This window comes from Legionella maceachernii, from assembly GCF_900167045.1.
In the GTDB taxonomy this organism is placed as follows: domain Bacteria; phylum Pseudomonadota; class Gammaproteobacteria; order Legionellales; family Legionellaceae; genus Tatlockia; species Tatlockia maceachernii.
Genome location: NZ_FUXJ01000007.1, coordinates 18,934 through 43,014, shown reverse-complemented (window position 1 = coordinate 43,014; position 24,081 = coordinate 18,934). Strand labels below are relative to the sequence as shown.

Genomic DNA, 24,081 nt, shown 5'->3' with positions numbered 1-24,081 from the left:
TGTGACTTTATCGACGAAAAGACTATGAAAAAAATAGTGTGCTTCTTATGTCTTTTAAGCCTGTCCGCAATGGCTCATGCCACTTCGGGACAAGCCTATTTGCAGCGATTTATGGCTTACACACAATGGAGTCAAAATTTACCTCAGCAACCTGGACCGGACTTTCTTGCCTTTGTTGCCAGCGATACACCGCTGGCAACAAAGCTTCGTGAAAAATGGTTATATCAATTGGCCCGACAAAAAGACTGGGTAAATTATTCCAAATACTATCGCCCCTCAACAGACGTCAATTTGCAATGCTTTGCTCAAATTGCCAACTTCAATGAAGGACGATCGGAGGAAGCACTCAAAGCGACACGCCTCTTATGGCTCACGGGTGACTCCCAACCTCCTCCCTGCAATGTGCTTTTTGACATCATGATAAAAATGGATAATTTTGATGAGCATTTAATTACTCAACGGATTATTCTCGCCTTAGAAAAGCGCAATCTTGGTTTAGCACGTTATTTGTTAAAACAATACAAGCAGCCTCGACTTCAAGACGAGCAATTATTAACAAGCATTTATCAAAATCCTACACATATCGCTCAACTTGAACCTGGCGAACTGCGTGATTATTTCTATCTATTTGGCTTAAAACGCATGATTTCCAGCAATATGAATCAAGCAATTCGCTACTGGCAGGATGCTAAAACCAAGCAATTCCTTAATGAAGCGCAGCAGCAGTCTTTCCTTATTCATCTTGTTCTCTATAAAGCAATGCGAGGCCATGATGATGAGCCCTTCTGGTTTTCTAAAATAAAACCCATTTTTTATAACGAAGCCATCCTCGATTGGCAAATTCGTTTTGCTCTTAAAAATCAGCAATGGGACCAAGTTGAACACCTAGTCAATCACTCACCCGATAAAGAAAAACCCTGTTGGCAGTACTGGCTAGCTCGTGCTTTGGAGGCGAAAGGAGAATCAGTAAAAGCGAGAGATATTTATCAAACCATCGCCAAGAATCGACATTATTACGGTTTTTTAGCAAGCCTGCGTTTAAATAAAACACCTAATTTTGAAAATGAAAGACCAGTGGATGATGTAGCTGTGCTAAAGCCTTATCAGTCTTTTACTGATTACATTAAATCCCTTTATTTCAGTAAACAGTCCTTACAAGCGTCAAGGTTATTAAATGATTTCATTAGTGAGCTTCCAAAAGAAGAAAAATGCGCACTTATCTATTGGGTAGCCACGACGCTCAAATGGTATGGAAAATCCGTCTATCTTAGTAATACCGAAGAGTTGAACAATCAGCTTTCACTTCGGTTTCCTATTATTCATTATAACGCTGTAAAGGAATTCGCAAAAAGCTACCATGTCTCCCCTGAGCTCATCTATGCCATTATTCGTCAAGAAAGCGGTTTTCGTGAAGATGTGGTTTCACCCGCGGGTGCTCGTGGTTTAATGCAAGTCATGCCGACCACTGCAAGCGTTGTAGCGAAACATGAGAAAATTGCTTATGGCAATAAAGATGAACTTTTTTCTTCGCAGAAAAACATTAACATTGGCGTTGCTTATTTAAAGCAATTAATCCGTCGCTATAATCAGCATCCAGTTCTTGTTGCTGCTGCTTATAATGCTGGCCCTACTCAAGTGAATTATTGGCTTAAAAACCATCCTCCGAAAGAAATGGATATTTGGATAGATACTTTACCCTGGCATGAAACCCGTAATTATTTAAAAAACATCATTGCTTTTTATGCAGTATACCAATATCGCTTGCAACAGAAGCCCGATCTGCATTCATTTATGAAACCTCTCTAACGTATCCAATAAAGCGGTCATCCTGAGCAACGCGAAGGACCTCCCGACTCTTGGCAATAACCCCACCAAGGAGATCCCTCACTACGTTCGGGACGACAACACCACTGTCATCCTGAGCAACGCGAAGGACCTCCCAACTCTTGGCAGTAACTCCACCAAGAAGATCCTTCGCTTCGCTCAGGACGACAACACCACCCTCATCCTGAGCGAAGCGAAGGACCTCCCGAATCTTGACACTAACCCAATCAAGGAGATCCTTCGCTTCGCTCAGGACGACAACACCACCGTCATCCTGAGCAACGCGAAGGACCTCCCGACTCTTGGCACTAACCCCACCAAGGAGATCCTTCGCTTCGCTCAGGACGACAACACAACTGTCATCCTGAGCAACGCGAAGGACCTCCCAACTCTTGGCAATAACCCCCCAAGGAGATCCCTCTCTTCACTCAGGACGACAACACCACTGTCATCCTGAGCAACGCGAAGGACCTCCCAACTCTTGGCAATAACTCCAACAAGGAGATCCTTCGCTTCGCTTAGGACGACAATACCTGAGATCCCTCACTCCGTTAGGACGACAAACTTCCAATTGGGAATATCAAAATTAAAAAAATTCACTGTATTTTTTTAAAGCAAAAAGATAATTTAATGCGTTTATTGATTTGGAAGGTAGCTTTATGAGAGAAAAAGACGAAAATCGTTTGGATTCAGAACTAACAATAGAATTGCCAGAAGAAATATGGGTAGCCATCCTCGCCTATTTGGATCCTCAATCACTTATTCGAGCACAGTTTGTTGATCGTAAATTTTCTTACCTAGCGAATGAGAATTATCCCTGGAAAGTATTATTCAGAACCTATTTTCCCGAAGAAATACCCCATTCGGTGCCCATTGAGTTTAATTGGAAAGAAGCTTTTATTACATCGTACTTAGAGCATTATAGTGATTATCCATCAGAAATTAAAAGGATTATTTTTTTCATTGCAACAGGTAATCTTGATCAACTACGTGAAACTAACCTTACCTTTAATAACTTAAAGGAAAACGATTTTATCTTAGTCAAAACAGCAGCCCGATTGGGCCGGCAAGATATCTTAGATTATTTTTATCATTTATCTGAAACAGTCCGGACTGTCCCGAGCAACGAACAGGAGCAAGATTCACAATCAATCGACCAGCGACTTAACAACCTTGTCAAAGAAGTAGGCCAGCAAACAGACTGGTGGGTTGCTCTCATGATCCCATTTTATTGGGCTGTGCGATGCAACCAACGCGATAAAATTATTTTGAATTTACCTACACTTCTTAATTCACCTGAGGTGATAACTGGAAAAACAGCAACCTTACTTGCTGCCGAATTTGGCCATCTTGCTCTGTTAAACGATCTTTTAGACTATCCGGAAAATAGCGCAATCACTGAAGGGTATAACCAGCTATCTGTCGCTCTAACTAAAAGCGGGCAGATGCGAATGCTGCATGGATTGGATAATTTTATTGCCCACCATCGTGAAAAAACAAGCCGCGTCTTAGGCGCAGAAAAAGAACACTCCGCTAAAATCGTCGAGGCAGCAAAGAATTTACCCTGTCGTATCACGCTTGCCGCACGTCATGGCGTCTTTTCTGTTTTTAAACCGCAGGTTCATGCACTCTATCAAAAACTAATCCAAGCAGAACAAACCTTAGTTGCAGCTCAGCAAACTCGAGCCTCGCTTGAAGAACCAGATCATGCAGATGAGGCCTTAAAAAAAGAAATAGAAGCAACTGAAGCGTACGAACAAATAAAAAAAGAGTTTAATTCAATAATTAAAACAGCCATGCATGCCGCTGCAGAGCAAGGTCAAAAGAACATTATCAAATATGCTTTAGAAAAACAGTTCATTGATATTGACGACGAATTGCAAACTGATAAGAGTACACTGTTATCAACAGCAGCAACTTCTCACCACCCCAAACTTGTGGAATTTTTATTGACTCAAAAGGCAAATCCCCAACCGGCCATGTCGGCGTTATGCTATGCGGTTAGGGATTTAAAGGACGAGCGGCGACCTCAAGATCAAGCTGTATTCACCAGTCTTTCTCAAGTAGGCGAGATGCTCATGCGGGCTATAGAAGAAAGAAAGGAGCCGATTGATCTTTTATTGTTAAGAGATATCGTAGTGACTAAAGAATCAACCCTACTGGAACGATTACTCGTTTTAGATGTTGGAGATATCAATAGACTTTGCTTTACAGGACTAACGCTTCTTGAAACAGCAATTCGCGAAAACCCAGACTTCTGGAGAGACAGTTGCATTACTCTCTTATTAAACAGCGGAGCAAAGGTTAACGGCCGTATTTTTAAGGTTGCCATTCAAAAAAAGGATACCAAGCTTATCCATGAAATATTATCTAAACCGGGCGTTAATGCCCATGAATTGGTTAATACAGCCTTCGGATATGATCGCATGCCCATTATTTGCAGCTTACCTGTAAATTCAGTCATGCATAATCTTTTGCTCCCCTATGTTGACTTGCAAGAATCTATTTTTGAAATGATGAGCAAGAGACGCCCTTATCTAGGGTTAATTAGAGATGTCCTCCATTACAACGATTATATTTTATGTCGCCCTCCACTTGATATTAAAAAAATCCTAGACTTTGCCAAGGAATCAAAGCTCACGCGAATAACAAAACAATTAGAAATTGAAGTGGAGTTAGAAAAAAATTTAAAGACGAGCCCTGCTACTGCAGCCGAAAAATTGGAGCTTCAAGTAAAAGCCACTGGCCTAGCTAAAGGCATCGCTTTTGGCTTAAAAAATGAGTCACTTCCCAAAAGAACAGATCTACCCGAAGATCTACGTTCTTTGAAAGCTTATATTCAACTGGTCACAGATCGAAAGATAAGAAGCCATCTAAAAGCGATCTATGATTGTGCTTATAAAGAAGGCTTTGCGCGAGGAAGGCAGAAATCGCATGAGAGAGAAGTAGCCGAAAAAGACTCTCCATTACCTCGTGCTGAAGAATCCAGCCTTGAAAAGGAAATGCAAATAGGTAAGCGAAAATTCAATAATCATGCTGAAGAAAGAGGGCAGGCGGAAAAAAGGAAATTATCCACCACCAAAAGAACTCGACTCTTTTTTTCTCCCCCTCACGAACAGCGAGAAGATGCGCTTAAAGCGGATGAAGGATTGCCCGTGCGAGAACCTTATCCTATGATTGAAGAACAGGAGCGAAGCAGGGCAACAGAACAACAACGATTTCCTACTTGGCCGCCAGTCTCTTTCGAGGCAACAACCACTCACCCAACCAATCAAGACAGCTCAGAAGTCATCAACCCTATTCCTGATGTAACAGAAACAGCAAGTCAATATGCTGAAAACCGCTCCTTTGCAAACACAGGGTATCCACTCCGCTTTTTCCCTCTTGCTGAAGCCGCTGCTGCGCAATTTGCTTTTACAAATGCGCCAGAAAACACACCTGAACGAATGGAAACCTCGGCGACAACACATCATAGTGGACATCAAGCAAGCACGAGGCATTCTTTCAATTTTAACCCACTGCCTGAAGCAGCTTCCCAGCTCCCTTCAACACATCCATCCACCTCTGAGGGTGCGGAGAATCCACAAGAAAAAGATTTTGATACCAATCGATTCTTTATTTAGTGACATCCCATTCAAGAACAAAAGGATTTGTTCCCATGCATGAGGACTTGACGTACTGATACAAATAAGGGTTAATCTTATTCTTGTTTTTTGAAATAGCAATGCCTTATAATGCCCTAAATTTGTTAATTTAGTATTTTTATGACTATTAGTGTTGTTGTATTCGGTGCCAAACAAGCAGGTAAATCAACCTTTATTCACCAAATAAAACCTAAGAGGGCTACTGAATCCGCTTCTTCTAATACAGCTCATTCTCAGTTAAAGACAGATCCTTTTGAATATGTTCACATCGCTAGAACAAGTAATTCGCCTGCCTGGGATACATGGATCATGCATGATACTCAATCACAGGGAGCGACTCTTCCTACCTATTACAAACCCGCAAATCTAGGTATTTATTGTGTGGATTTGACCAAAGAAGAAAATGAACAAGAGATTAAAAAAGAAATCATTAAATTTCGAAAATGTAACCCTAAAGCGCCCTTAATTTTAGTAGGAACCAAAAAAGACTTATGTGAAGGGGCTGAGGAAAAAATTGCTGCTATCCACAATACAATTCAGGGTCAACTCGATAGAGAAATTATTGAAGGATTTGCTGGATATACTACCGTTTCACAGGATGACAATGCATTGGCTGATTTTTTCCCATGGGCTGAGTCGATTGTGGCTAAAAAGGTGCCTCAAACTTGCCTACTCCTTAAAGCAAGAAACACTTTACCTACGAATTCGCTACTTTATCAAGCCTTGGATCAGTTTATTTTAATCGCTGAAGAATTGAATTTATCCACAGAGCAATTTGACAGGTTGGGCGAAGAAGCACGGAATCTACTACTAAATGGCTTAAAAGAAGAGGACATTGCTAGAAGAGGCGCTGCAATCGAAAAGTTTGCGAAAAATTGCCATGACATTTTAAAAGACGAACCCTCAAAACTCAAAAAAGCAATTGATGCGATCGTAGCGGCGGCTCTTGTCACTTTTTTTGCTTTCGTAATTGGTTTTACGCTAGGATGTGCAGCGGGTGTATGGACTGGACCCTTCGCTTTGCTGACTGGTATCGCTACGGGCTCTGCTGCTGCAGTTACTTTACTTACTGTTAGTGGTACCTGTGGCGCTGCGGCAGGTGCTCTCTCTGCGTTTGGCTTTTTTAGAGAAGCTCCTGTTACGTCGACAGCCATCAATGGAGTCGTAGAGGCAGCAAAAGCTTATACAGCATAGTTGATCGTTTAATTGCGATAACTCGTGCATTTACCAACGTTCATCAATCGCTCGTTTGCCCATGTATTCTTCGATTCTTCGTTTTGTAGCAGGGGTGACCTCTTGAGGTAAGTTCTTTAAATCAAACCACTGCTCATCGAGAATTTCGAAAGAACGAACGGGCTTTTTTTCAAATTGTTCAACCAAATAAAACACAATGTAATCATCGCGTTTTTCATGGTTACTATGATAAACACCAAACAGTTTAGGCAAGGCTAAGCACGTGATCCCTACCTCTTCCAAAAGCTCTCTTTGTATTGCTTGTACAGGGGTTTCCCCTCGGTCGACAGCACCACCAATTGTATACCATCCTAAGCCATAAGTGTGTTTTATTAGCAAAACCTTGCCTTCACGAATGACTAACGATCGTGCACCCACGCTCTTATTCACAAACAATGAGAACGCTAAACTTTTTATTCGCCCTAGGTACTTACGCATTTTTATTCCGCTACGCTCAACGATTTAATGGGGATATCTTATCCATTTACTTTTACTCTTTACCTGTATTACGAGCAAAACGCAATAACGCATAGTTAGCTCGTTTCACAGCCTCATTCATCGCTTGTTGAGGCGTCTTAAGACCAGCAAATATCGCTTCCAACGCTTCATCATTAATCGTTCTGATTTGATTCTGCGGACCAATATGAAGGCGTACTTGGTCATCGCGCTGCTTACCTAAATCGGCTTGAGCGAGAGCCAAGATAGGATAATTGACTTCATTCGGAAAAGAATAGATACCCTTAGTCCCTAATGGCAAATAGCCCGTTCGCTGATGCCAACGATACTGCACTTCGGGTTGAGCAAGATAAGAAAAAAATTGAGCTATTCCGCGATAAACAAGAGGAGATTGTCCAGCAACAGCCCAAAGCGCAGCACCTCCAGCCACATCGTTATGACGGATTTTACTGATTTGGGTATCCAGTGGTAAGACTGCAAGCCCTAAACGAAACGTCACCAACTCGGCTAAGCTGTTATGACTTCCTGAAGATTGACTAAATAGCGGACAGCGACCGCTAGTAAATAATACAGTTGCATCGCTCGCCCTTCCCCCGTATTCAAAATAGTGCTTCTTTTGCCATCTTTTCAGGCGCTCAAGATGATTAACTATCGCTTTATTATTATAAACAGCTCGTATTGGATTGGTTTCAATCATTGCCAATCCATGAATCGCTAAGAACGACTCGATTTGAATCCAACCTGGGTAAGCACTTGTGTAGGCACAAGGATGCCCTGCTTTCCTGAGTTTACCCGCTAAAATTTCCAGCTCATCCCAAGTTTGAGGGAAGGCATTTGCGTTATACCCCGCTTTCTCCACCGCATCAACATTATAAAAAATAACCGGAATTGAGGTATTAAAAGGCATGGCAAGTAAGCGATTTTCGTCACTGTAAAAAGCGCGCACTGCAGGTAAAAAATCTTCTTTCGGTAAAGATAAATTCTGCTCTTGCATAAGCGTTTCAACAGGCTTTATGATTCCTTTAGGGTACAGCATTGTTGCCGTGCCCACCTCAAAAACCTGTATCAGTCCAGGGGGTTGCTTAGCTCGAAAAGCCGCAGCAAAACTAGTTAGTGATTCAATGTACTCCCCTTTGTAGACCGGTTTTACGACATACAGCGGTTGAGTACGATTAAAATCAGCCGCAAGCCGATTCATTTCTTCCCCTAAATGCCCGGCGAATGAATGCCATAGAACAATTTCAATGGGTTTTCCTTGCACTGTGAGAGTAAAAAATAGTAGGCAAAATAAAAAGATAATCCGCCTGAAACGGCACAGGCCAATTAAATGGTTCATGACAATAGATCAGGGTAATCACTGAACACAGCATCGACTCCCCAGTCAAAAAGTTTTTTAGCTTGGCGCTTGCGATTCACAGTGTAGACACAAAGCACATAGCCTTGCTCTTTAATTTGTTGAACACGAGCGGCAGTAAGGGCTCGTTTATTAAAATGCACCGAATAACATTGCAATTCTTTTGCTTTTACCAACCAATCTTTGTCCCACTCATCGAGAAGTAAGCCTAGCGGCATTTCGGGCGATAAACTATGACATAGAGTCAAGGCAGCAAGATCAAAGCTGGAGACTAACGGCAAGGGCTTGGACTGTGGCCAATACCGATTAATGTGAGAAAGCACTGCAACGGTTGTTTGCTCGGAAGTACCTGGGTAAGGTTTTATTTCGATATTCGCTTTCACATCAGAAAACGTTAGCCACTGCAATACATCCCGTAAATGAGGAATTTTTTCCCCGAGAAAACGCCTGGAAAACCATTTCCCTGCATCCAAGCTTTGTAAATACTCGGCAGTCACCAAACCTATTTCGCCTTTACCATTGGTGGTGCGCTTTAAGGACTCATCATGAAAGACAAAAGGCTCGCCATCCGCACTCAGCATCACATCGAATTCTAAATAACGACATCCCATTGCGAAGGCTCTGTCAAAAGCAGCAATAGTATTCTCAGGTGCGTAAGCAGAAGCACCTCGATGACCGATGATTCGTTCAAGTGTTTGCACTTGGATTTTCCTCTTGTCGATTGGAAGCAAGTTCGACTATTGCATTCATTACTAATTCGTTACTTACCGTTAACGCAGGAGCCGGGGCAGAAACAGCCTCCATCGCCATGGTGTTTAATGCCCGTGGCTGATATGCTTTTGCCATGGGCATAACTTGATCGCCTTCGAAGAAATAAATACGATGTACACTGTAGTTTTGATTCGTGTAGGTTTTATCCAATCGATTTAATTCGCCATTAATCTGCTGGTATAAATAATCCCGCAATTGTGCTCTAACCTGCTGAAACTCTTCTAGGCTGGGTTTAAACTCAACGCCATTGATCTCATAAGTCGCGCCTGGTTTACTCACGTTTTTTGCATTTTGATAAATGTCTGTCAAGCCTGCTTGCGGCACTCTTGCTTGCGCTGCAACAAACAGTTTCTCCAGCCCTGAACTGTCTTGCGATCGATCAAATTGCGTTAATTGCCATTGGCCTGTAGCAATTTTATTTAAATTACTCATTATCTCCGCACGTGTTTTTACTAGATCAGCATTCGTCAAGGTGGCATTGATGTTCACGGTTAGCAATGCAGATTGGGTTGTAACCCACTGCTTAGCGGAAACTTGAAAGACCACCTTATCCAGCATCACCTTATGAGGTAAATTAGCAGCATTTGCTAATGGGCTTAACGCCGCCACAACTACCATTGCAGCCAGTTTTCTCATTACGTATCTCCAGGGTATTCAATTAAAGGCAGTTTACACTAGCCTTTACTGGCTTTCCACTTATAGCAAGGGCTTATCTGAACAAAGCGAGAGCTTTTATGCTTAACTTAATAATAGGATGGATGCGTTAATTTTACTTTAACGACATTGCTTTCGATTCGGAATGGATTTATAACATGTGGGATGCAATTTCACTGGAGCACTATCAATGATGTCCGTTAATCAAATAAAACCAAACGAAGCACTCACTGTTCAAGATGATTTTCTTGATTATGCACTGGTGCATGGGTTTGGTGATCTGCATTTTAAAGTGGATCCAGAAACAGGTATGAAGGCCATAATTGCCATTCATAGTACGAAATTAGGTCCAGCTCTAGGAGGTTGTCGCTTTATTGAATACCCAAATACAACGAGCGCCATTTATGATGCAATGCGTTTGGCAAGAGGCATGAGCTATAAAGCTGCTTCGGTTAATCTTCCTCTAGGAGGAGGTAAAGCGGTCGTGATCAAACCTAACAAACCGTTTGACCGAGAGGCTTACTTGCATGCTTTTGGGAAATTTGTTAATGAATTAAACGGTCGTTATATCACTGCTTTGGATAGTGGTACACAATTAAGCGACATGGACATCATTGCTCAACATACACCGTACGTTGCTAGTCTATCAAGCCATAATGGTGATCCTTCCCCATCCACAGCGAAAGGGGTTTTAAGGGGCATCCAAGCTGCTGTTGAATTTAAATTGGGCAAAAATAAATTAGAGGGGCTTCACATTGCCTTACAAGGCTTAGGCCATGTCGGTTATTTACTGGCGAGCCATCTTCACGAATTAGGCGCTAAATTAACTGTTGCTGACATCAACCCTGCTCTGGTCGAGCGCGCTGTAAAAGAGTTTGGTGCTGAGGCGGTGTCCACTGAATCCATTCATAAAGTGTCTTGTGATGTGTTCGCACCCTGTGCTTTAGGCGCAATCATTAATGATCGTACAATAGGCCAATTACAAACGCCGATTATTGCAGGCGCTGCAAATAATCAGCTCGCTCATACTTACCATGGCCAACTGTTGCACGAAAAGGGAATTCTTTATGCGGCCGATTACGTGATCAACGCAGGTGGCTTAATTTATGCTGCTAACAAATACTTACATACGCCTGAACAATTAGTGAATCATCAAATCGATGGTATTCACACTTCCTTGTTAGCTATTTTTTCTCGCTCAATGCGTGAAAATCGTCCAGCAAGTGAAATTGCTGATACCCTAGCTCAAGAAAAATTAGGCTTACAACCGGTCCATTAGGATAAAATAAAAGCGTTAATCGTGATTTTAAGCCATTAGCGCATAAAATTAAAAGGCATCCTCAATGAAACATTTAAGTCTCACTCCAGCGCTTTACGATTATATGCTTGATGTCTCTCTGCGTGAACATCCTGTTTTGAAAGCGCTCCGTGATGAAACAGCAAAGCTTCCGCTTGCCAACATGCAAGTTGCACCCGAGCAAGCGCAATTTATGCAGTTTCTCATTCGCCTTATCAATGCAAAAAAGGTTTTGGAATTAGGCACGTTTACTGGCTATAGCGCCCTAGCCATGGCTTTGGCTTTGCCTGATGACGGCGAACTTATTACTTGTGATATTAATACGGAATGGACTTCAGTAGCCCACCCTTTTTGGCATGAAGCGAAGCAAGAAAAGAAGATTAATTTACGTTTAGGCCCTGCACTCGATACCCTCCATCATTTATTGAAAGAGGGTTATAACCAGCGTTTTGACTTTATCTTCATTGATGCGGATAAAACGAATTATGTGAATTATTATGAGTTATCCCTGCAATTAATTAGTCCTCAAGGTCTCATTGCCGTAGACAACATTTTTTGGGATGGTAAAGTAATTGATGAACAGGAGACGGGTGGACAAACTCGCGAAATTCGTCGCTTGAATGCCTTAATTAAGGCAGACAAACGGGTTGATGTGAGTCTTTTACCCATCGCGGATGGATTGTTTCTAGTCAAACCACGTCTTTAGCTTACGGATAAATTAGACCTAACACTGAATACAAACGGCGAGTATACGCTAAAGACCAACAGGAGTGAGTCGATGAATGAAAGTGCTGCTAAAAATCCTTGTGGATTAGACGGATTTGCGTTTTTGGAGTTCTCAGGCCCCGACAAAAGCCTACTCGATAAGCAATTTACCGATATGGGCTTTCATAAAATCGCCCAACACAAAATCCAGGATATTACCCTTTATCAACAAGGAGGTATCCAATTTATTGTGAATGCAGCGTCTAATTGCCAAGCGCAAGAACATGCTAAAATTCACGGACCTGGGGCTTGCGCGATGGGTTTTCGTGTAAAAGACGCCCAACACGCTTATAACCATGCCATAAGCCACGGTGCAACTCCTTTTCAAGATTGTCATCATGCTCATCATGGGCTTCTTGGTATACAAGCCATTGGCGGAAGTGTCATCTATTTTGTTGATGAAAGCCATCAGCCCTTTGCCACACACTGGCAAACAGCACAAGTTTATGCTCAAGAAAAACGAGGCTACGGCCTGACTTTTATTGATCACTTAACCCATAATGTTTATCGCGGAAACATGGATAAATGGGCGCGTTTTTATGAGTCCATTTTCAATTTCCATGAAATTCGCTTCTTTAATATTGTTGGCCAGATGACTGGGCTCATCAGTAGAGCTTTGGCAAGTCCTTGTGGGAAAATTAAAATTCCACTGAATGAATCAAAGGACGACAAATCCCAAATTGAAGAATTCTTGCATGACTATCACGGCGAAGGGATTCAACATGTCGCGCTGAATACCGATGATATCTACACCACAGTCAACACATTACGAAACCATGGGGTTGCATTCCTCGATGTTCCGGATACTTATTACGAAATGATTGATCAACGCATACCCTGGCATAAAGAGCCTCTTGCTAAACTGCAGCAAGAGCGGATTTTAATCGATGGAGATAAAGATCCAAAAGGAGGATTGTTGTTACAGATTTTCACTGAAAACCTGTTCGGCCCTGTGTTTTTTGAAATCATTCAACGTCAGGGAAATCAGGGATTTGGTGAGGGGAATTTCCAAGCTTTGTTTGAAGCTATTGAGCGTGATCAAATCAAACGAGGCACTTTACACGAAGCACATTGAGAGATCGAATATGAAATTAGCCAGTTTAAAATCAATAGGAAATCGCGATGGTGAACTTTGTGTAGTGAATCGTGATTTAACCAAGGCGACAAAAGTTGAGTATATTGCCAAAACGTTGCAAGAGGCTTTGGACCATTGGGGTACTGTCGAAGCACGCTTAAACGAAGTCTATCTTGCGTTAAATCAAAATTCGATAGCCAACAGCTTCCCTTTTGATACAAAAAAAACATCAGCTCCGCTGCCACGTGCTTATCAATGGGCTGATGGAAGTGCCTATGTTAATCATGTGGAGTTAGTCAGAAAAACGCGTGGTGCAGAGATGCCTGCCGATTTTTGGACCACTCCTTTAATGTACCAAGGAGGATCGGATGGGTTTTTAGGTCCTCATGACCCCATCGAAATTGCTGATGAAGCCTACGGGGTCGATTTTGAAGCTGAAATTGCAATCATCACCGATGATGTACCGATGGGTATAGACAGCAAAAAAGCTGCTCAGCACATTAAATTGTTCATGCTAGTCAATGACGTGTCGCTTCGTAACTTAATCCCAGGTGAGCTTGCGAGAGGATTCGGTTTTTTTCAATCCAAACCTGCCAGCAGTTTTTCACCCGTGGCCATTACTCCCGATGAATTAGAAAAGCACTGGGACGGCCAGCGTGTACATCTACCCTTATTAAGTTATTTAAACGATCAATTATTCGGTCAACCCAATGCCGGCGTCGACATGACTTTTTCTTTCCCCGAGTTAATTGCTCATGCAGCGAAAACTCGCCATTTAGCCGCCGGCACTATTATTGGTTCTGGAACCGTTTCCAATCGCGATCGCAGCAAAGGCTCTTCATGTATTGCCGAAAAACGGATGCTTGAAATTCTCGATGAAGGAAAACCCAAAACAGAATTTATGCATTATGGGGACAGTATTCGTATCGAAATGCTAAGTCCAGAAGGACAATCGTATTTCGGCGCTATTAAGCAAACGTTGACTAACTATAAAGGTTCAAAGTGAAACTCTACGACTATTATCGTTCATCAGCCAGTTACCGCGTACGCATTGCACTCAATGTTAAAAACATCAGTTATGACACGTTGGCAGTTCATCTCATCAACAATGGTGGAGAACAGCATCACCCGGATTATCTTCAACTGAACCCTCAAGGGTTGGTTCCTACCTTAAATGAAAATGGCCATATCATTAGTCAATCTTTGGCTATCATCGAATATCTCGAAGAAATCTGCCCCACGCCCCCCCTATTGCCTCCGACCCCTCTTGGGCGGGCACAGGTGCGAAGCATGGCCTTGGCTATCGCTTGTGATATTCATCCTCTGAACAATTTACGGGTTTTAGAGCGTTTACGCGGCGAATTAGATGCGAATGAGCAACAAATTATTGATTGGTACCATCATTGGCTAAAATTAGGCTTTGACGCATTGGAAAACCGCCTCCAAGACATGCCTCACAAAAATAAAGTATGCTATGGTAATGAAGTGAGTATGGCTGATGTCTGTCTCATCCCTCAAGTGTTTAATGCGCATCGTTTTAACTTTTCCATGGAAAACTACCCCGTAATTAATGAGATTTATTCCCATTGCTGCTCCCTAGAGCCGTTTAAAGCAGCAGCGCCTGCCACGGAAAAATAACCTTCCCCTAATCAATTAATTATAGATTGGGCTAAGTCCAACAAGGTATGAAGACCTTGCTGAACAAGGCCCAACATACCATCAATCGTGTTACCCCTTAAAAAAAGCATTGATTGTTAAAATAGACAGAGCCTTGTCGAGGATCTCCGTTTCCTGTTTAGTGGAATCAAAGAACCCAAAACGGATTATGGGCGGAGATTTATCAGCAGTATTTTGCTGAGCCTCTTGCACCGCTCCCTCGTTTTTTCCTTTCTTGTCGGCGTCAAATAAAGTCAATCCTGATAATCGCAAAGCATTCGTTTGTCTCTGCCGCTCGCCCGACAAACCGCTACTAGAGGAAGTTGGGACACTTAAATCCGATGACGCAGCGGCAGAACAGTCAGAAACAACAGCAGGATTTTCAACCCTTTTTTTAGCTGCAAAAGCTCTAATTGGCTGATGGTAGTCGAAAATAATTTCTCCTAACACGTAGGCCGTAAGCTGGGGTATTTTACTTGCCATCTGGAAATAAGAAATCTCAGAGCTTTCTAGAATAGGATCAGTATGCTCCAATGCATTACGCAAGGCGACTAAATCCGGCAGCCTCTCTTTAAGTTGCGGACTGATGTCTTGCAAATCCACTATAGAGGATAACTTATTGATAAAAGAAATAATTTGCCCTAGCAAATAACCAGTACTGAGTGAAAAATTCAAATTTTCATTAATATAATCAAAAAGAAACAGTTGAAATTTTTCTTTGGTGAATTGAGTAACGTCAATCTCATTTTCTGCCAATAACGAAAACAATAATTCCAAACGATTAAGCAATTTATCCATAGTCGTTTGCACTAAAACTGACACTGGTACGTTTTGAGGCTGATCACTTTCCGCCATATAATATAACTCACTCCAGGCATTCAACAGCGGAAAATAGGTTTCCATCGCGGCTTGGCGTTTAGCTTTTATTTCCTTCTTGTTCTTCTGAGTCTCTTGCATGTGTTGCTTTACGGCTTCTTTTTTATGTTCCCGGTAATTTTTTTCTGCTTTCTTTAAGTACTTGTCTACTTTTCGCCGTCTTCCCTTCTCCATTCCCAGAGTTAAGTCGGCTGGGATCGCATAAGGTATATTGCCCTCAACAACTGCTTTAACCTGCTCAAAATGAGGATGTGCTGGGGTAAGCGTTTCATAAAGCACCTTGCAGTCCTTCTCATCAAGCAAAGGGATCTTAGGAGAGTAGTGGGTAAAATCCTTTTTAGTTTGGTTGTAATAGCTGATAATCGTTTGCCAATACAAATCCATTTCTTTTGCCCAATTATTGTATCCAGAACTAGTATCTATTTTTTCCCAATTCTTAAACTGGCCTTGCCTTTCAACAATAAGCTCATACACAGCACGTTTAAATTGCTTTAACTCCTCATAAATCTGATTAAGTAGATGAGGACTATTTTCAACCAATACTGCGACATGGAAATAATCCCAATCTTCGACATGGCAAAGCCCATTTCTTATTTTTGAGAGGCATTCAGGATTAATGATACTTAATGTTTTTAAATGGTGCCCCCAATTCCTAGGAAGAAAAATTTCACCGGTCAGCTGGATTTTCCGTAATAAGGATAAGCAGCTATTTAATGAAGTGAAAGCTGAATACTCCATTTCTTGAGGAAGTTGTAAACGCATATGGGGAGTAAGTTGACTGCTATCTTTTAGTAATCCAAGATACAAGCGGCGGTTTTGACAAGCATTTTGAAATTTTTCGCGCACAGAAGGTCTAAGTATTTGCATAGCAGTTTGGCTATTTTTCCTGGGGCCATCTTGACCTGTTTTTTCTTTTAAAGCACCCGTAGGTAAATCAAGCGGCTGCGCCGCGGCGGTACTAAGCTCCATTAAAATTTCGTTTGCATAAATGCAATTTTCTTCATTGAAAGGTAATACAGCGAGAAGCTTTAATGCATTGAATGTTTGTTTTCCGTACCATATTAATGTGCGCATGTACTTCAGATCTGGCATGGGGCTTATCGACATACTTGGGGTCGTTAAATGCGCATGAATTTTTACGAAAAAATCGTGCAGCATAGGTAGATCACTTCGAATAATATCGCCAAGCGCATGGTTTACTGTGCTTCTATACTCAGTTACTGATTCTTGTAATTTAAGCAATAGCCGTTGTTTTTTAATGTCCCCCTCAAAATCATAGGGGAGGAGAGTTATTTCATTTATTTTTGAACCTTGCTGCTCGCGGCCAATAACCAAGGCCCCACAAAAATCAAATAAATACCAGGAATTTTCTCCCCAAGGTAAATACTTAATTAATTTTCCTCTTTCTGCGCGTGGAAAATGGTAAATGCATTCAAACATCATTCTTAAAATGACTTTTGCATCGTTTAGAACAATATCAGTGGGGGCATCAGCAAAAACTTTAACACCTAACTGATCAACAAGTTTGCTAAAATCATTTCGCCACTCTTTTAAAAGAGAAAATACGTAGCTGCCAATTTGATTAAATCGTAATTGCTTCGCTTTTTCCGAATCCCCATAAAATCTCGGGTCAATAAATGGAGGCAATGCGCTGTCCGACCTATAGTTCTCACCTATAAATTGAATGAGCTCGATAACCCAGGAAACTTGTTCTTTAAAATCCGCTTTTAACTTCTGTTGATGTTGTGCTTGTAGCGAGGAAAAGCGGGATTGATATCCAGCTGTACAAATCGCATTTCTGACTATTTCACCACAACTTAACTCTGTACCAGAAACTTGATTAACCGGAAATTTCTCAATTTTTTTGGAAATTTGAAAGGTAATTTCTTGAATTTTAGAGGCTAATCTATGCTTCTTTATTTCTTCTTCGGAGAGAAGTTGAATGAGCCTAATTGCCTCTGCATAATTCGCTTTTTTAAATGCCTTTTTAGCTTGATTGATTATTTCCTTAGGAGAAATAGATTGACTTTGACCTTTATAAGGCGCTGGATACGTATTTTTTCCCATCTGAATTTCCGCTTAAAAAAGCGGGCGATTATACCTATACTCTGGATAAATTAGAACCACTGTTTATTACGCAGCTTGGTCACATCAAATCAATCACTATTTAAAATAAATTCCAGCGGATTACTTCGCAATTACTTCATAAAAGGATAGAAGCCTATGGTTATAAGAAAAATAGCAATAATAGCGATCAGAGCTACGATAAAATAATACCAGTTCGTTTCATAAGCTGCTCTCACATAAGTGACCATTTTCTCAGGGATAGCTAACCATAAAATGGATTTAATCGTTATCAACCACCCTAAAATTGTAATGACAACGTCAGGCGCAAATGTCCAGCGATTGTGAATCACAATTAAAAATAGTCCGATAATAAGCGCCAATGAAGAGGTCATAATAATAACCCCAGAAGAAGGCTGGAGTTTTTCGACAAACGCAAGGTACGGCCCTCGTCTCATTAGCATAATAATGGCCATGATTAATAAATAGAGCCCGATAATCTGGGCTAGGATGAGAGAATGAAGATGAATTTCGTTCATTTGTTTTTCCTTAAACGAACTGCCCTTAATTCAATTATAGTCGATTTAATCTGATCTATTTTTTAGTATATTAGAACCAGGCTTTTGCCACTAATGCAGTGGAGATTCCACTGGCATTTCGCTGTAAAATACTCCATTTTGCTTCGCAGCGTTGTACGCTTCCAATCAAAAGTGTTTGACTATTACATTGATAATGTACTTTCATCCCATCATAAACTGCTCCATCATCCACTGCCTGGCATTTTTCACCCGTCGTTAATTCAACAGCCCAAGGATAAGCTTCAGCCATATCCAACGGGACATTTTGACTATTATCTACCGGTGTGGACAAATTAATTTGCACACTCTCCCCAACCCAGGGGGACTGAGGGCATACCGCCTCTTTATGGGATCCGTACTCTTTCACGAAACAAGGATCATAAACTTTGTTAGCAGCAACACAGCGCCAAGCATCTTCTCTTCTGATGCGCTGAGATTGCTGCCAGCATTGCCCGGGAATTACTTCTTTAATCACCACTGGAGTGCCATCTGCAAAAGGACGGTATAATTTTAATTCAGTATCTTCAGCAAATGAGTAAACCGGCAGCATAATCATAAAAAATAATTTAACTCTCCGCAGCATATGTTCCCCCATTGATTTTATTTGGTGTATTATCCAAAGTTTTATCCCCTGTTTACATTATATGTAATAATACCCAGGAAGTATCTTAGGTATAAATACAGCAGCTTATTTTGGAGTACATCATGACAGAGGTCTACACAGTAAAACAATGCTTAGAGGGTGAAATTCCTGTTGATGAAACAGTCACCGTGCGCGGCTGGATTAAAACGCGTCGAGATTCAAAGGCAGGTTTATCGTTTATTAGCTTACATGATGGCTCTTGTTTTGCGCCCATTCAAATTATAGCCACTGAACATTTGTCCAATTACCACCAAGAAATCCTTAAACTCACTACAGGGTGCGCCATTATCGCGTCAGGTAAACTCGTTTTATCACAAGGTAAAGGTCAGTCGTTTGAAATTCAAGCTGAGACAATTGAGGTGGTTGGCTGGGTGGAAAATCCTGACAGTTATCCCATTCAAGCAAAGCGCCATACCCTTGAGTTTTTGCGCGAGGTTGCACACTTACGTCCACGGACTAATACTATCAGCGCAGTCACTCGCATTCGTCACTGTTTGGCTCAGGCAGTACACCAGTTTTTCAGTGAACGAGGCTATTTTTGGATTCATACCCCCATTATCACCTCAAGCGATTGCGAAGGGGCGGGTGAAATGTTTCGAGTCAGCACTCTCGATCTATTTAATATTCCTAAAACACCACAAGGCCAAATTGATTTCTCTCGAGATTTCTTTGGACGCGAAGCATTCCTGACGGTTTCAGGCCAATTAAATGTGGAAGCCTATTGTTTGGCAATGTCAAAAGTGTACACATTTGGCCCTACTTTTCGTGCCGAAAATTCGAATACAAGCAGGCATTTAGCCGAATTCTGGATGATTGAACCTGAAGTCGCTTTTGCGACCTTGAACGACATTTGCGAACTCAGCCAAACCATGCTGCGTCATCTTTGTAAAACCGTTTTAGAAGAGCGCGCGGATGACATGAATTTCTTCAATCAATTTGTGGCACCGGGGTGTATCGAGCGCCTAGAACACATCGTTGCCTCTGATTTTGAAATCATGTCTTACACTGATGCCATTAAAGCGCTGGAGAATGCTGATCATCAATTTGAATTTCCAGTGAGCTGGGGACTCGATTTGCAATCAGAACACGAGCGCTACCTCGCAGAAGAACTTTGCAAAAAACCAGTTATTCTTACCGACTACCCCAAAGACATTAAAGGATTTTATATGCGCTTAAATGAGGATGGAAAAACAGTTGCCGCGATGGATGTATTAGCCCCCGGAATCGGAGAAATTATTGGCGGTAGCCAACGCGAAGAACGCCTAGAAATTCTTGATAAACGCATGGATGAATGCAATTTAAATAAAGAAAGTTATCAATGGTACAGGGATTTGCGTCGCTATGGCACAGTTCCGCACGCCGGTTTTGGTTTAGGATTTGAGCGATTAATCAGTTACGTTACCGGAGTTAGCAATGTGCGTGATGTGATACCTTTCCCACGGACTCCCGGTCATGCGGATTATTAAATCCCTTAATCCAAATTAGCCTGTAGCCCGGGTGCAAACACCCAGGCTACCTCACTACAATTTCTGCTGTATTTCATCTTCCTATTCTAAGACTGTATCTCTTTTTACACTCTTTAGACTATCTGTGTTTATGGTATCCTGCATTTACTCAACCTACTTAAGCTAAGTCAGATACCCGTCTTGAATGGTTAATGTTTTATCCATGCGTGCGGCTAATTGTTGATCGTGGGTCACAATAACCAGCGCTGTTTTTAAGTGTTCATTCAAACCAAGCATAAGATCAAACACTTTTAACGCAGTGGCATTATCTAAATTGCCTGTGGGTTCATCCGCCAAAACACACCGAGGTTCATGCACTAAAGCTCTAGCGATAGCAACGCGTTGGCGCTCTCCGCCTGAAAGTTGTGCAGGCTTATGTCCTAAACGGTGCGCTAAGCCAACTTGGTCTAAGACCATTTTCGCCTGTTTTTGGGCTTCAGCAACGGATTTATTTGCCAATAGTAACGGCATGCACACATTTTCCAAAGCAGTGAACTCAGGTAATAAATGGTGAAATTGATAGACAAATCCTAATTCTTTATTGCGCAGCTTACATCGTTGTTTTTCGGAGAGTGCTTGCCAGTTGACATCTTGAATTAATAATCTTCCAGTGCTCGGTCTATCCAACCCCCCCAACAAATGCAATAAGGTGCTTTTTCCCGATCCAGAAGGCCCAATAATAGCAATACGCTCCCCACGGCGAATGGTAAAATTAATGCCTTTCAATACCTCAACTGCTTCAGTCCCGTCATGATAGGTTTTACCTAGATTTTGACAATCAAAAATAAGATCACTCATAGTGCAAAGCCTCCGCTATCACGGTTTTTGAGGCACGCCAAGCCGGATAAATGGTCGCAATAAAACTCATTAATAAAGCAGCAACACAAATTTTCCCTAAATCACTCATCATGATTTTTGAGGGTAAATAATCGACAAAATACACGTTTGAGGAAAGGAGTTGAGTATGGAAGATAGACTGCAGAAAATTAACGATGGAGGTCGCATTCGAGGCCAAAATAATTCCACCAATTAACCCCAATAGAGTTCCAACTATTCCTACCATCATTCCTTGCACAATAAATATCCAAAGAATCGTGGATGGTGTGGCACCAATCGTTCTTAAAATAGCGATTTCAGATTGCTTATCATTCACCACCATCACTAAAGAGGAAACTAAATTGAAAGCAGCCACAGCAATAATTAATAGCAATATCAAAAACATCATGGTCTTTTCCATTTTAACCGCGTGAAAGAAAGGACCAAATTGCTGTGTCCAGTTACCCACTTCATATTGTTCACCCAAGCGAGCAGCTAAGTGTTCTGAGAGTTTAGGCGCATCATAAATATTAGTAATTTTCATTTTTAGCCCAGTTACTGCATCCCCTAGTTGCATGAGTTTTTGGGCATCAGCCAAATTAATGAAAGCAAGTTTTGCATCAAAATTAAACCCAGTCCCTGCGGAGAATACTCCAGCCACCGTAAAGCGTTTAAAACGGGGAATCATTCCAGTTGGGGTGATTGTTGCTTGAGGAATCATGATGGTCACTTTGTCCCCTACCATAACCCCTAAGCTGTCAGCAAGGTTACGGCCAAGGAGAATGCCAAAATGCTGCAAATCAGCAATATCCCCCATCAGTAACTTATCTTGTATGTGCGTTATGGCTTGTTCTTGTTCGGGATCAACCCCCGTGAGTACAATAGGTAATACCTGGCCTTCGTGAGTAAGCAAGCCTTGTCCACCAATGTAGGGTGCAACAGCGATCACCCCTGGGGTGTGTTTAAGCTCATTGAGTAGCGGCTGCCAATCGACAATTTTACCATCTCGACCACTTACCGTAATCTCTGGCGCCATTCCAAAAAAGCGCTTATGAATTTCGTCATCAAAACCATTCATGACCGAGAGCACAGTAATTAATACCATGACGCCAAGCCCAATCCCTAACATGGAGCTTAACGAAATGAAGGAAACGAAATGATTTCGTTTTTTTGCTCGGGTATAGCGTAATCCAATATAAAGTGCCAGTGGCTTAAACATAAGGAATGTAATTTGTAAAAGATCTATTGTAGTTAAATTCCGCTTGGCAAGATATAGCTAATTCATTTTTCGAATATATAAGCAAGCCGATCCGATAATCCACACAGTCATTATCAGGCAATGCACACAGTTATCCACAGATTCTGTGGAAAATTTCTTTCTCAAAGGATTTAGAGATGTGATATTTTTAATAAATAGGATTGATAAAAGAAACCGCTGCTATTCACGCTCAGCGGATGCATAAAGCAAGAATGACGCTAAATTAGGGAACTTAAAATGGAATGGATTGATGATGCGCGACGCCATTTTGGAAATATTTTAGACAGCATGGGCTTTGGACCCCATGAAGCCCCTTATCAAATTATTGCGACTTTTGAGGGAGCAAGGCTTAGAAAATATGAGGGGAAAAAGACATCCGGCTCTCCTATTCTTATCATTCCAGCCCCCTTTAAGCGCGCCTATATTTGGGATCTCATTCCCGATGTCAGCGTGATACGTCGCTGCCTAGAGCAAAGCAGGCAAGTTTTTCTCTTGGAGTGGACTACTCCTCCTCAACAAGACTTTGGTTTAAAGGAATATGCTCAGCTTTTGCCGCTGGCTGCTGTCGAAGCAATTAAAGTCAACACCCATTGCCAAGCGCCCATATTATTAGGTCATTCCTTAGGAGGTACCTTTGCAACCATTTTTGCTACTTTGTTTCCCGAGAAAGTGTATGCTTTAGTGTTAGTGGACTCTCCTCTTGCTTTTGGTGAAGAGGGAGGGCCTTTGGCGAAGGCTATAGCAAAAATTCCTGATGTGAAAATATTTCACTCTTTGGCGGGGAATGCGGTCCCAGGCACATTCATTAATCTCTTATGTTTAGCCGCAGCACCGGAAATTTTTCATTTTCAAACGTTATCTGATTTAGTCGCTTGTTCATTCAATCCTAAAGCATTGGAAATTCATATCCATGTTAATCGTTGGGCCCATGATGAATCTTCTTTACCCTGGCACCTTTTTGAAGACATTGTGGAGCAGCTTTTTCGTAAAAACGCCTTTCTTAAAGGCAATCTTAAAATCGGCAACCGCTATACCAGTCTGGCCCAATTACGCTCTCCTACTTTGGCTATTATTAACCCTATTGGCGGTGTTGTCCCTCCTGACTCATTGATTAAAGGCCTTCAATCTGCTCAAACGCAACCCCTCGAAATGCTCGTCTATCAAGCCGATTGCGGCCCAATGCTTCAGCATTTAGGTCCTCTTGTTTCTCCGCTCGCTCACCAACAACTATGGCCTCAAATTTTGGATTGGATGACTCATATAAAATCTCAATCGCTTTAATTTAAAAGAGCAATGTAGAAATCCTAAACATTTCAGTCACCTCCTTTTTTTATAAGCTATTTGACAGTGTATACACAGAGTTATCCACCGAATTTGTGGATAAAAGGATTTGACTAAAATTGCAAATAAACGCATTAACCTCTTGTTGAGTAAGGAACATTTGAATTTATGGAAAAAATAGGAGCAACTCGAAAACGTTTTAGTTGAGAAAGATATCCACAGGCTCTATCGATAATGGAAATGACTATCGGGTTGACTATCTTAACAAATAAATAATAAAAAACCAGTCTTGACTTCATTTATTTTTTCTTAGTAAAAGAGGATTAAACGC

The 24,081-nt window shown here is 41.6% G+C and carries 19 protein-coding genes; 10 read left to right on the top strand and 9 right to left on the bottom strand.

Annotated features, from left to right (window positions below; genetic code table 11):
- The first annotated feature begins 24 nt into the window (after nt 1–24).
- The 3 genes from B5D33_RS07185 (at nt 25) to B5D33_RS07175 (ending at nt 6,662) form a co-directional block, all read left to right on the top strand.
- On the top strand, nt 25–1,806 hold the full coding sequence (locus B5D33_RS07185) for a lytic transglycosylase domain-containing protein (protein ID WP_058451518.1): 1,782 nt from the start codon (nt 25–27) through the stop codon (nt 1,804–1,806).
- A 677-nt stretch (nt 1,807–2,483) separates the two neighbouring features.
- Nucleotides 2,484–5,447 carry an ankyrin repeat domain-containing F-box protein gene (locus tag B5D33_RS07180; protein WP_058452580.1) on the top strand — a complete coding sequence of 988 codons (2,964 nt, stop codon included), beginning with the start codon at nt 2,484–2,486 and terminating at the stop codon, nt 5,445–5,447.
- 141 nt (nt 5,448–5,588) lie between these two features.
- Entirely contained in the window at nt 5,589–6,662 is a 1,074-nt protein-coding gene (locus B5D33_RS07175) for a GTPase domain-containing protein (protein ID WP_058452581.1), read from the top strand.
- 30 nt (nt 6,663–6,692) lie between these two features.
- Here the strand turns inward: B5D33_RS07175 and B5D33_RS07170 are convergent, their stop codons facing one another.
- From B5D33_RS07170 to B5D33_RS07155, 4 genes are read right to left on the bottom strand one after another with little or no spacing between them, the layout of a single operon-like run.
- Nucleotides 6,693–7,139, bottom strand: a complete 447-nt coding sequence (locus B5D33_RS07170; protein ID WP_058452582.1) for an NUDIX domain-containing protein — start codon at nt 7,137–7,139, stop codon at nt 6,693–6,695.
- A 52-nt stretch (nt 7,140–7,191) separates the two neighbouring features.
- Complete coding sequence (locus tag B5D33_RS07165; RefSeq protein WP_058452583.1) at nt 7,192–8,493, bottom strand: extracellular solute-binding protein; 1,302 nt, start codon at nt 8,491–8,493, stop codon at nt 7,192–7,194.
- Nucleotides 8,490–9,212, bottom strand: a complete 723-nt coding sequence (ugpQ, locus tag B5D33_RS07160; protein WP_058452584.1) for a glycerophosphodiester phosphodiesterase — start codon at nt 9,210–9,212, stop codon at nt 8,490–8,492. Before ugpQ ends, B5D33_RS07165 begins: the two co-directional genes overlap by 4 nt.
- Nucleotides 9,199–9,918, bottom strand: a complete 720-nt coding sequence (locus tag B5D33_RS07155; protein ID WP_058452585.1) for a hypothetical protein — start codon at nt 9,916–9,918, stop codon at nt 9,199–9,201. Before B5D33_RS07155 ends, ugpQ begins: the two co-directional genes overlap by 14 nt.
- A gap of 208 nt (nt 9,919–10,126) precedes the next feature.
- On the opposite strand from B5D33_RS07155, the gene B5D33_RS07150 reads away from it, so the two are divergent.
- The 5 genes from B5D33_RS07150 to maiA all read left to right on the top strand — a co-directional run bounded on the left by B5D33_RS07150 (nt 10,127) and on the right by maiA (nt 14,711).
- Entirely contained in the window at nt 10,127–11,215 is a 1,089-nt protein-coding gene (locus B5D33_RS07150) for a Leu/Phe/Val dehydrogenase (protein WP_058452586.1), read from the top strand.
- A 64-nt stretch (nt 11,216–11,279) separates the two neighbouring features.
- Nucleotides 11,280–11,939: a class I SAM-dependent methyltransferase gene (locus B5D33_RS07145; RefSeq protein ID WP_058452587.1), complete on the top strand. Its 660-nt coding sequence runs from the start codon at nt 11,280–11,282 to the stop codon at nt 11,937–11,939.
- Between the two features lie 72 nt (nt 11,940–12,011).
- Complete coding sequence (gene hppD / locus B5D33_RS07140; RefSeq protein ID WP_058452588.1) at nt 12,012–13,073, top strand: 4-hydroxyphenylpyruvate dioxygenase; 1,062 nt, start codon at nt 12,012–12,014, stop codon at nt 13,071–13,073.
- A 10-nt stretch (nt 13,074–13,083) separates the two neighbouring features.
- Entirely contained in the window at nt 13,084–14,079 is a 996-nt protein-coding gene (locus B5D33_RS07135) for a fumarylacetoacetate hydrolase family protein (RefSeq protein WP_058452589.1), read from the top strand.
- Nucleotides 14,076–14,711, top strand: a complete 636-nt coding sequence (maiA, locus tag B5D33_RS07130) for a maleylacetoacetate isomerase (protein WP_058452590.1) — start codon at nt 14,076–14,078, stop codon at nt 14,709–14,711. Before B5D33_RS07135 ends, maiA begins: the two co-directional genes overlap by 4 nt.
- A 90-nt stretch (nt 14,712–14,801) precedes the next feature.
- Here the strand turns inward: maiA and B5D33_RS07125 are convergent, their stop codons facing one another.
- From B5D33_RS07125 to B5D33_RS07115, 3 genes are all read right to left on the bottom strand, one after another.
- Nucleotides 14,802–17,672 (bottom strand): hypothetical protein, encoded by a 2,871-nt coding sequence (locus B5D33_RS07125; RefSeq protein ID WP_058452591.1) that lies wholly within the window; start codon nt 17,670–17,672, stop codon nt 14,802–14,804.
- A 131-nt stretch (nt 17,673–17,803) separates the two neighbouring features.
- Nucleotides 17,804–18,208 (bottom strand): hypothetical protein, encoded by a 405-nt coding sequence (locus B5D33_RS07120; protein ID WP_058452592.1) that lies wholly within the window; start codon nt 18,206–18,208, stop codon nt 17,804–17,806.
- Nucleotides 18,209–18,278: 70 nt separating this feature from the next.
- The gene (locus tag B5D33_RS07115) at nt 18,279–18,830 is read right to left on the bottom strand and encodes a hypothetical protein (protein WP_065240017.1); all 552 of its coding nucleotides are present in this window, start codon (nt 18,828–18,830) and stop codon (nt 18,279–18,281) included.
- A 122-nt stretch (nt 18,831–18,952) separates the two neighbouring features.
- Between B5D33_RS07115 and asnS the strand changes: the two genes are divergently transcribed.
- A complete protein-coding gene (gene asnS, locus B5D33_RS07110) occupies nt 18,953–20,356 on the top strand; it encodes an asparagine--tRNA ligase (protein ID WP_058452593.1) in 1,404 nt (467 codons plus the stop codon).
- Nucleotides 20,357–20,518: 162 nt separating this feature from the next.
- On the opposite strand, the gene lolD is transcribed toward asnS, so the two are convergent.
- Both lolD and B5D33_RS07100 read right to left on the bottom strand, forming a co-directional pair.
- A complete protein-coding gene (lolD, locus tag B5D33_RS07105; protein WP_058452594.1) occupies nt 20,519–21,193 on the bottom strand; it encodes a lipoprotein-releasing ABC transporter ATP-binding protein LolD in 675 nt (224 codons plus the stop codon).
- Nucleotides 21,186–22,430, bottom strand: a complete 1,245-nt coding sequence (locus tag B5D33_RS07100; RefSeq protein WP_058452595.1) for a lipoprotein-releasing ABC transporter permease subunit — start codon at nt 22,428–22,430, stop codon at nt 21,186–21,188. Before B5D33_RS07100 ends, lolD begins: the two co-directional genes overlap by 8 nt.
- Before the next feature lie 276 nt (nt 22,431–22,706).
- Between B5D33_RS07100 and B5D33_RS07095 the strand changes: the two genes are divergently transcribed.
- On the top strand, nt 22,707–23,750 hold the full coding sequence (locus B5D33_RS07095; protein WP_058452596.1) for an alpha/beta fold hydrolase: 1,044 nt from the start codon (nt 22,707–22,709) through the stop codon (nt 23,748–23,750).
- The last annotated feature ends 331 nt before the right edge of the window (nt 23,751–24,081 follow it).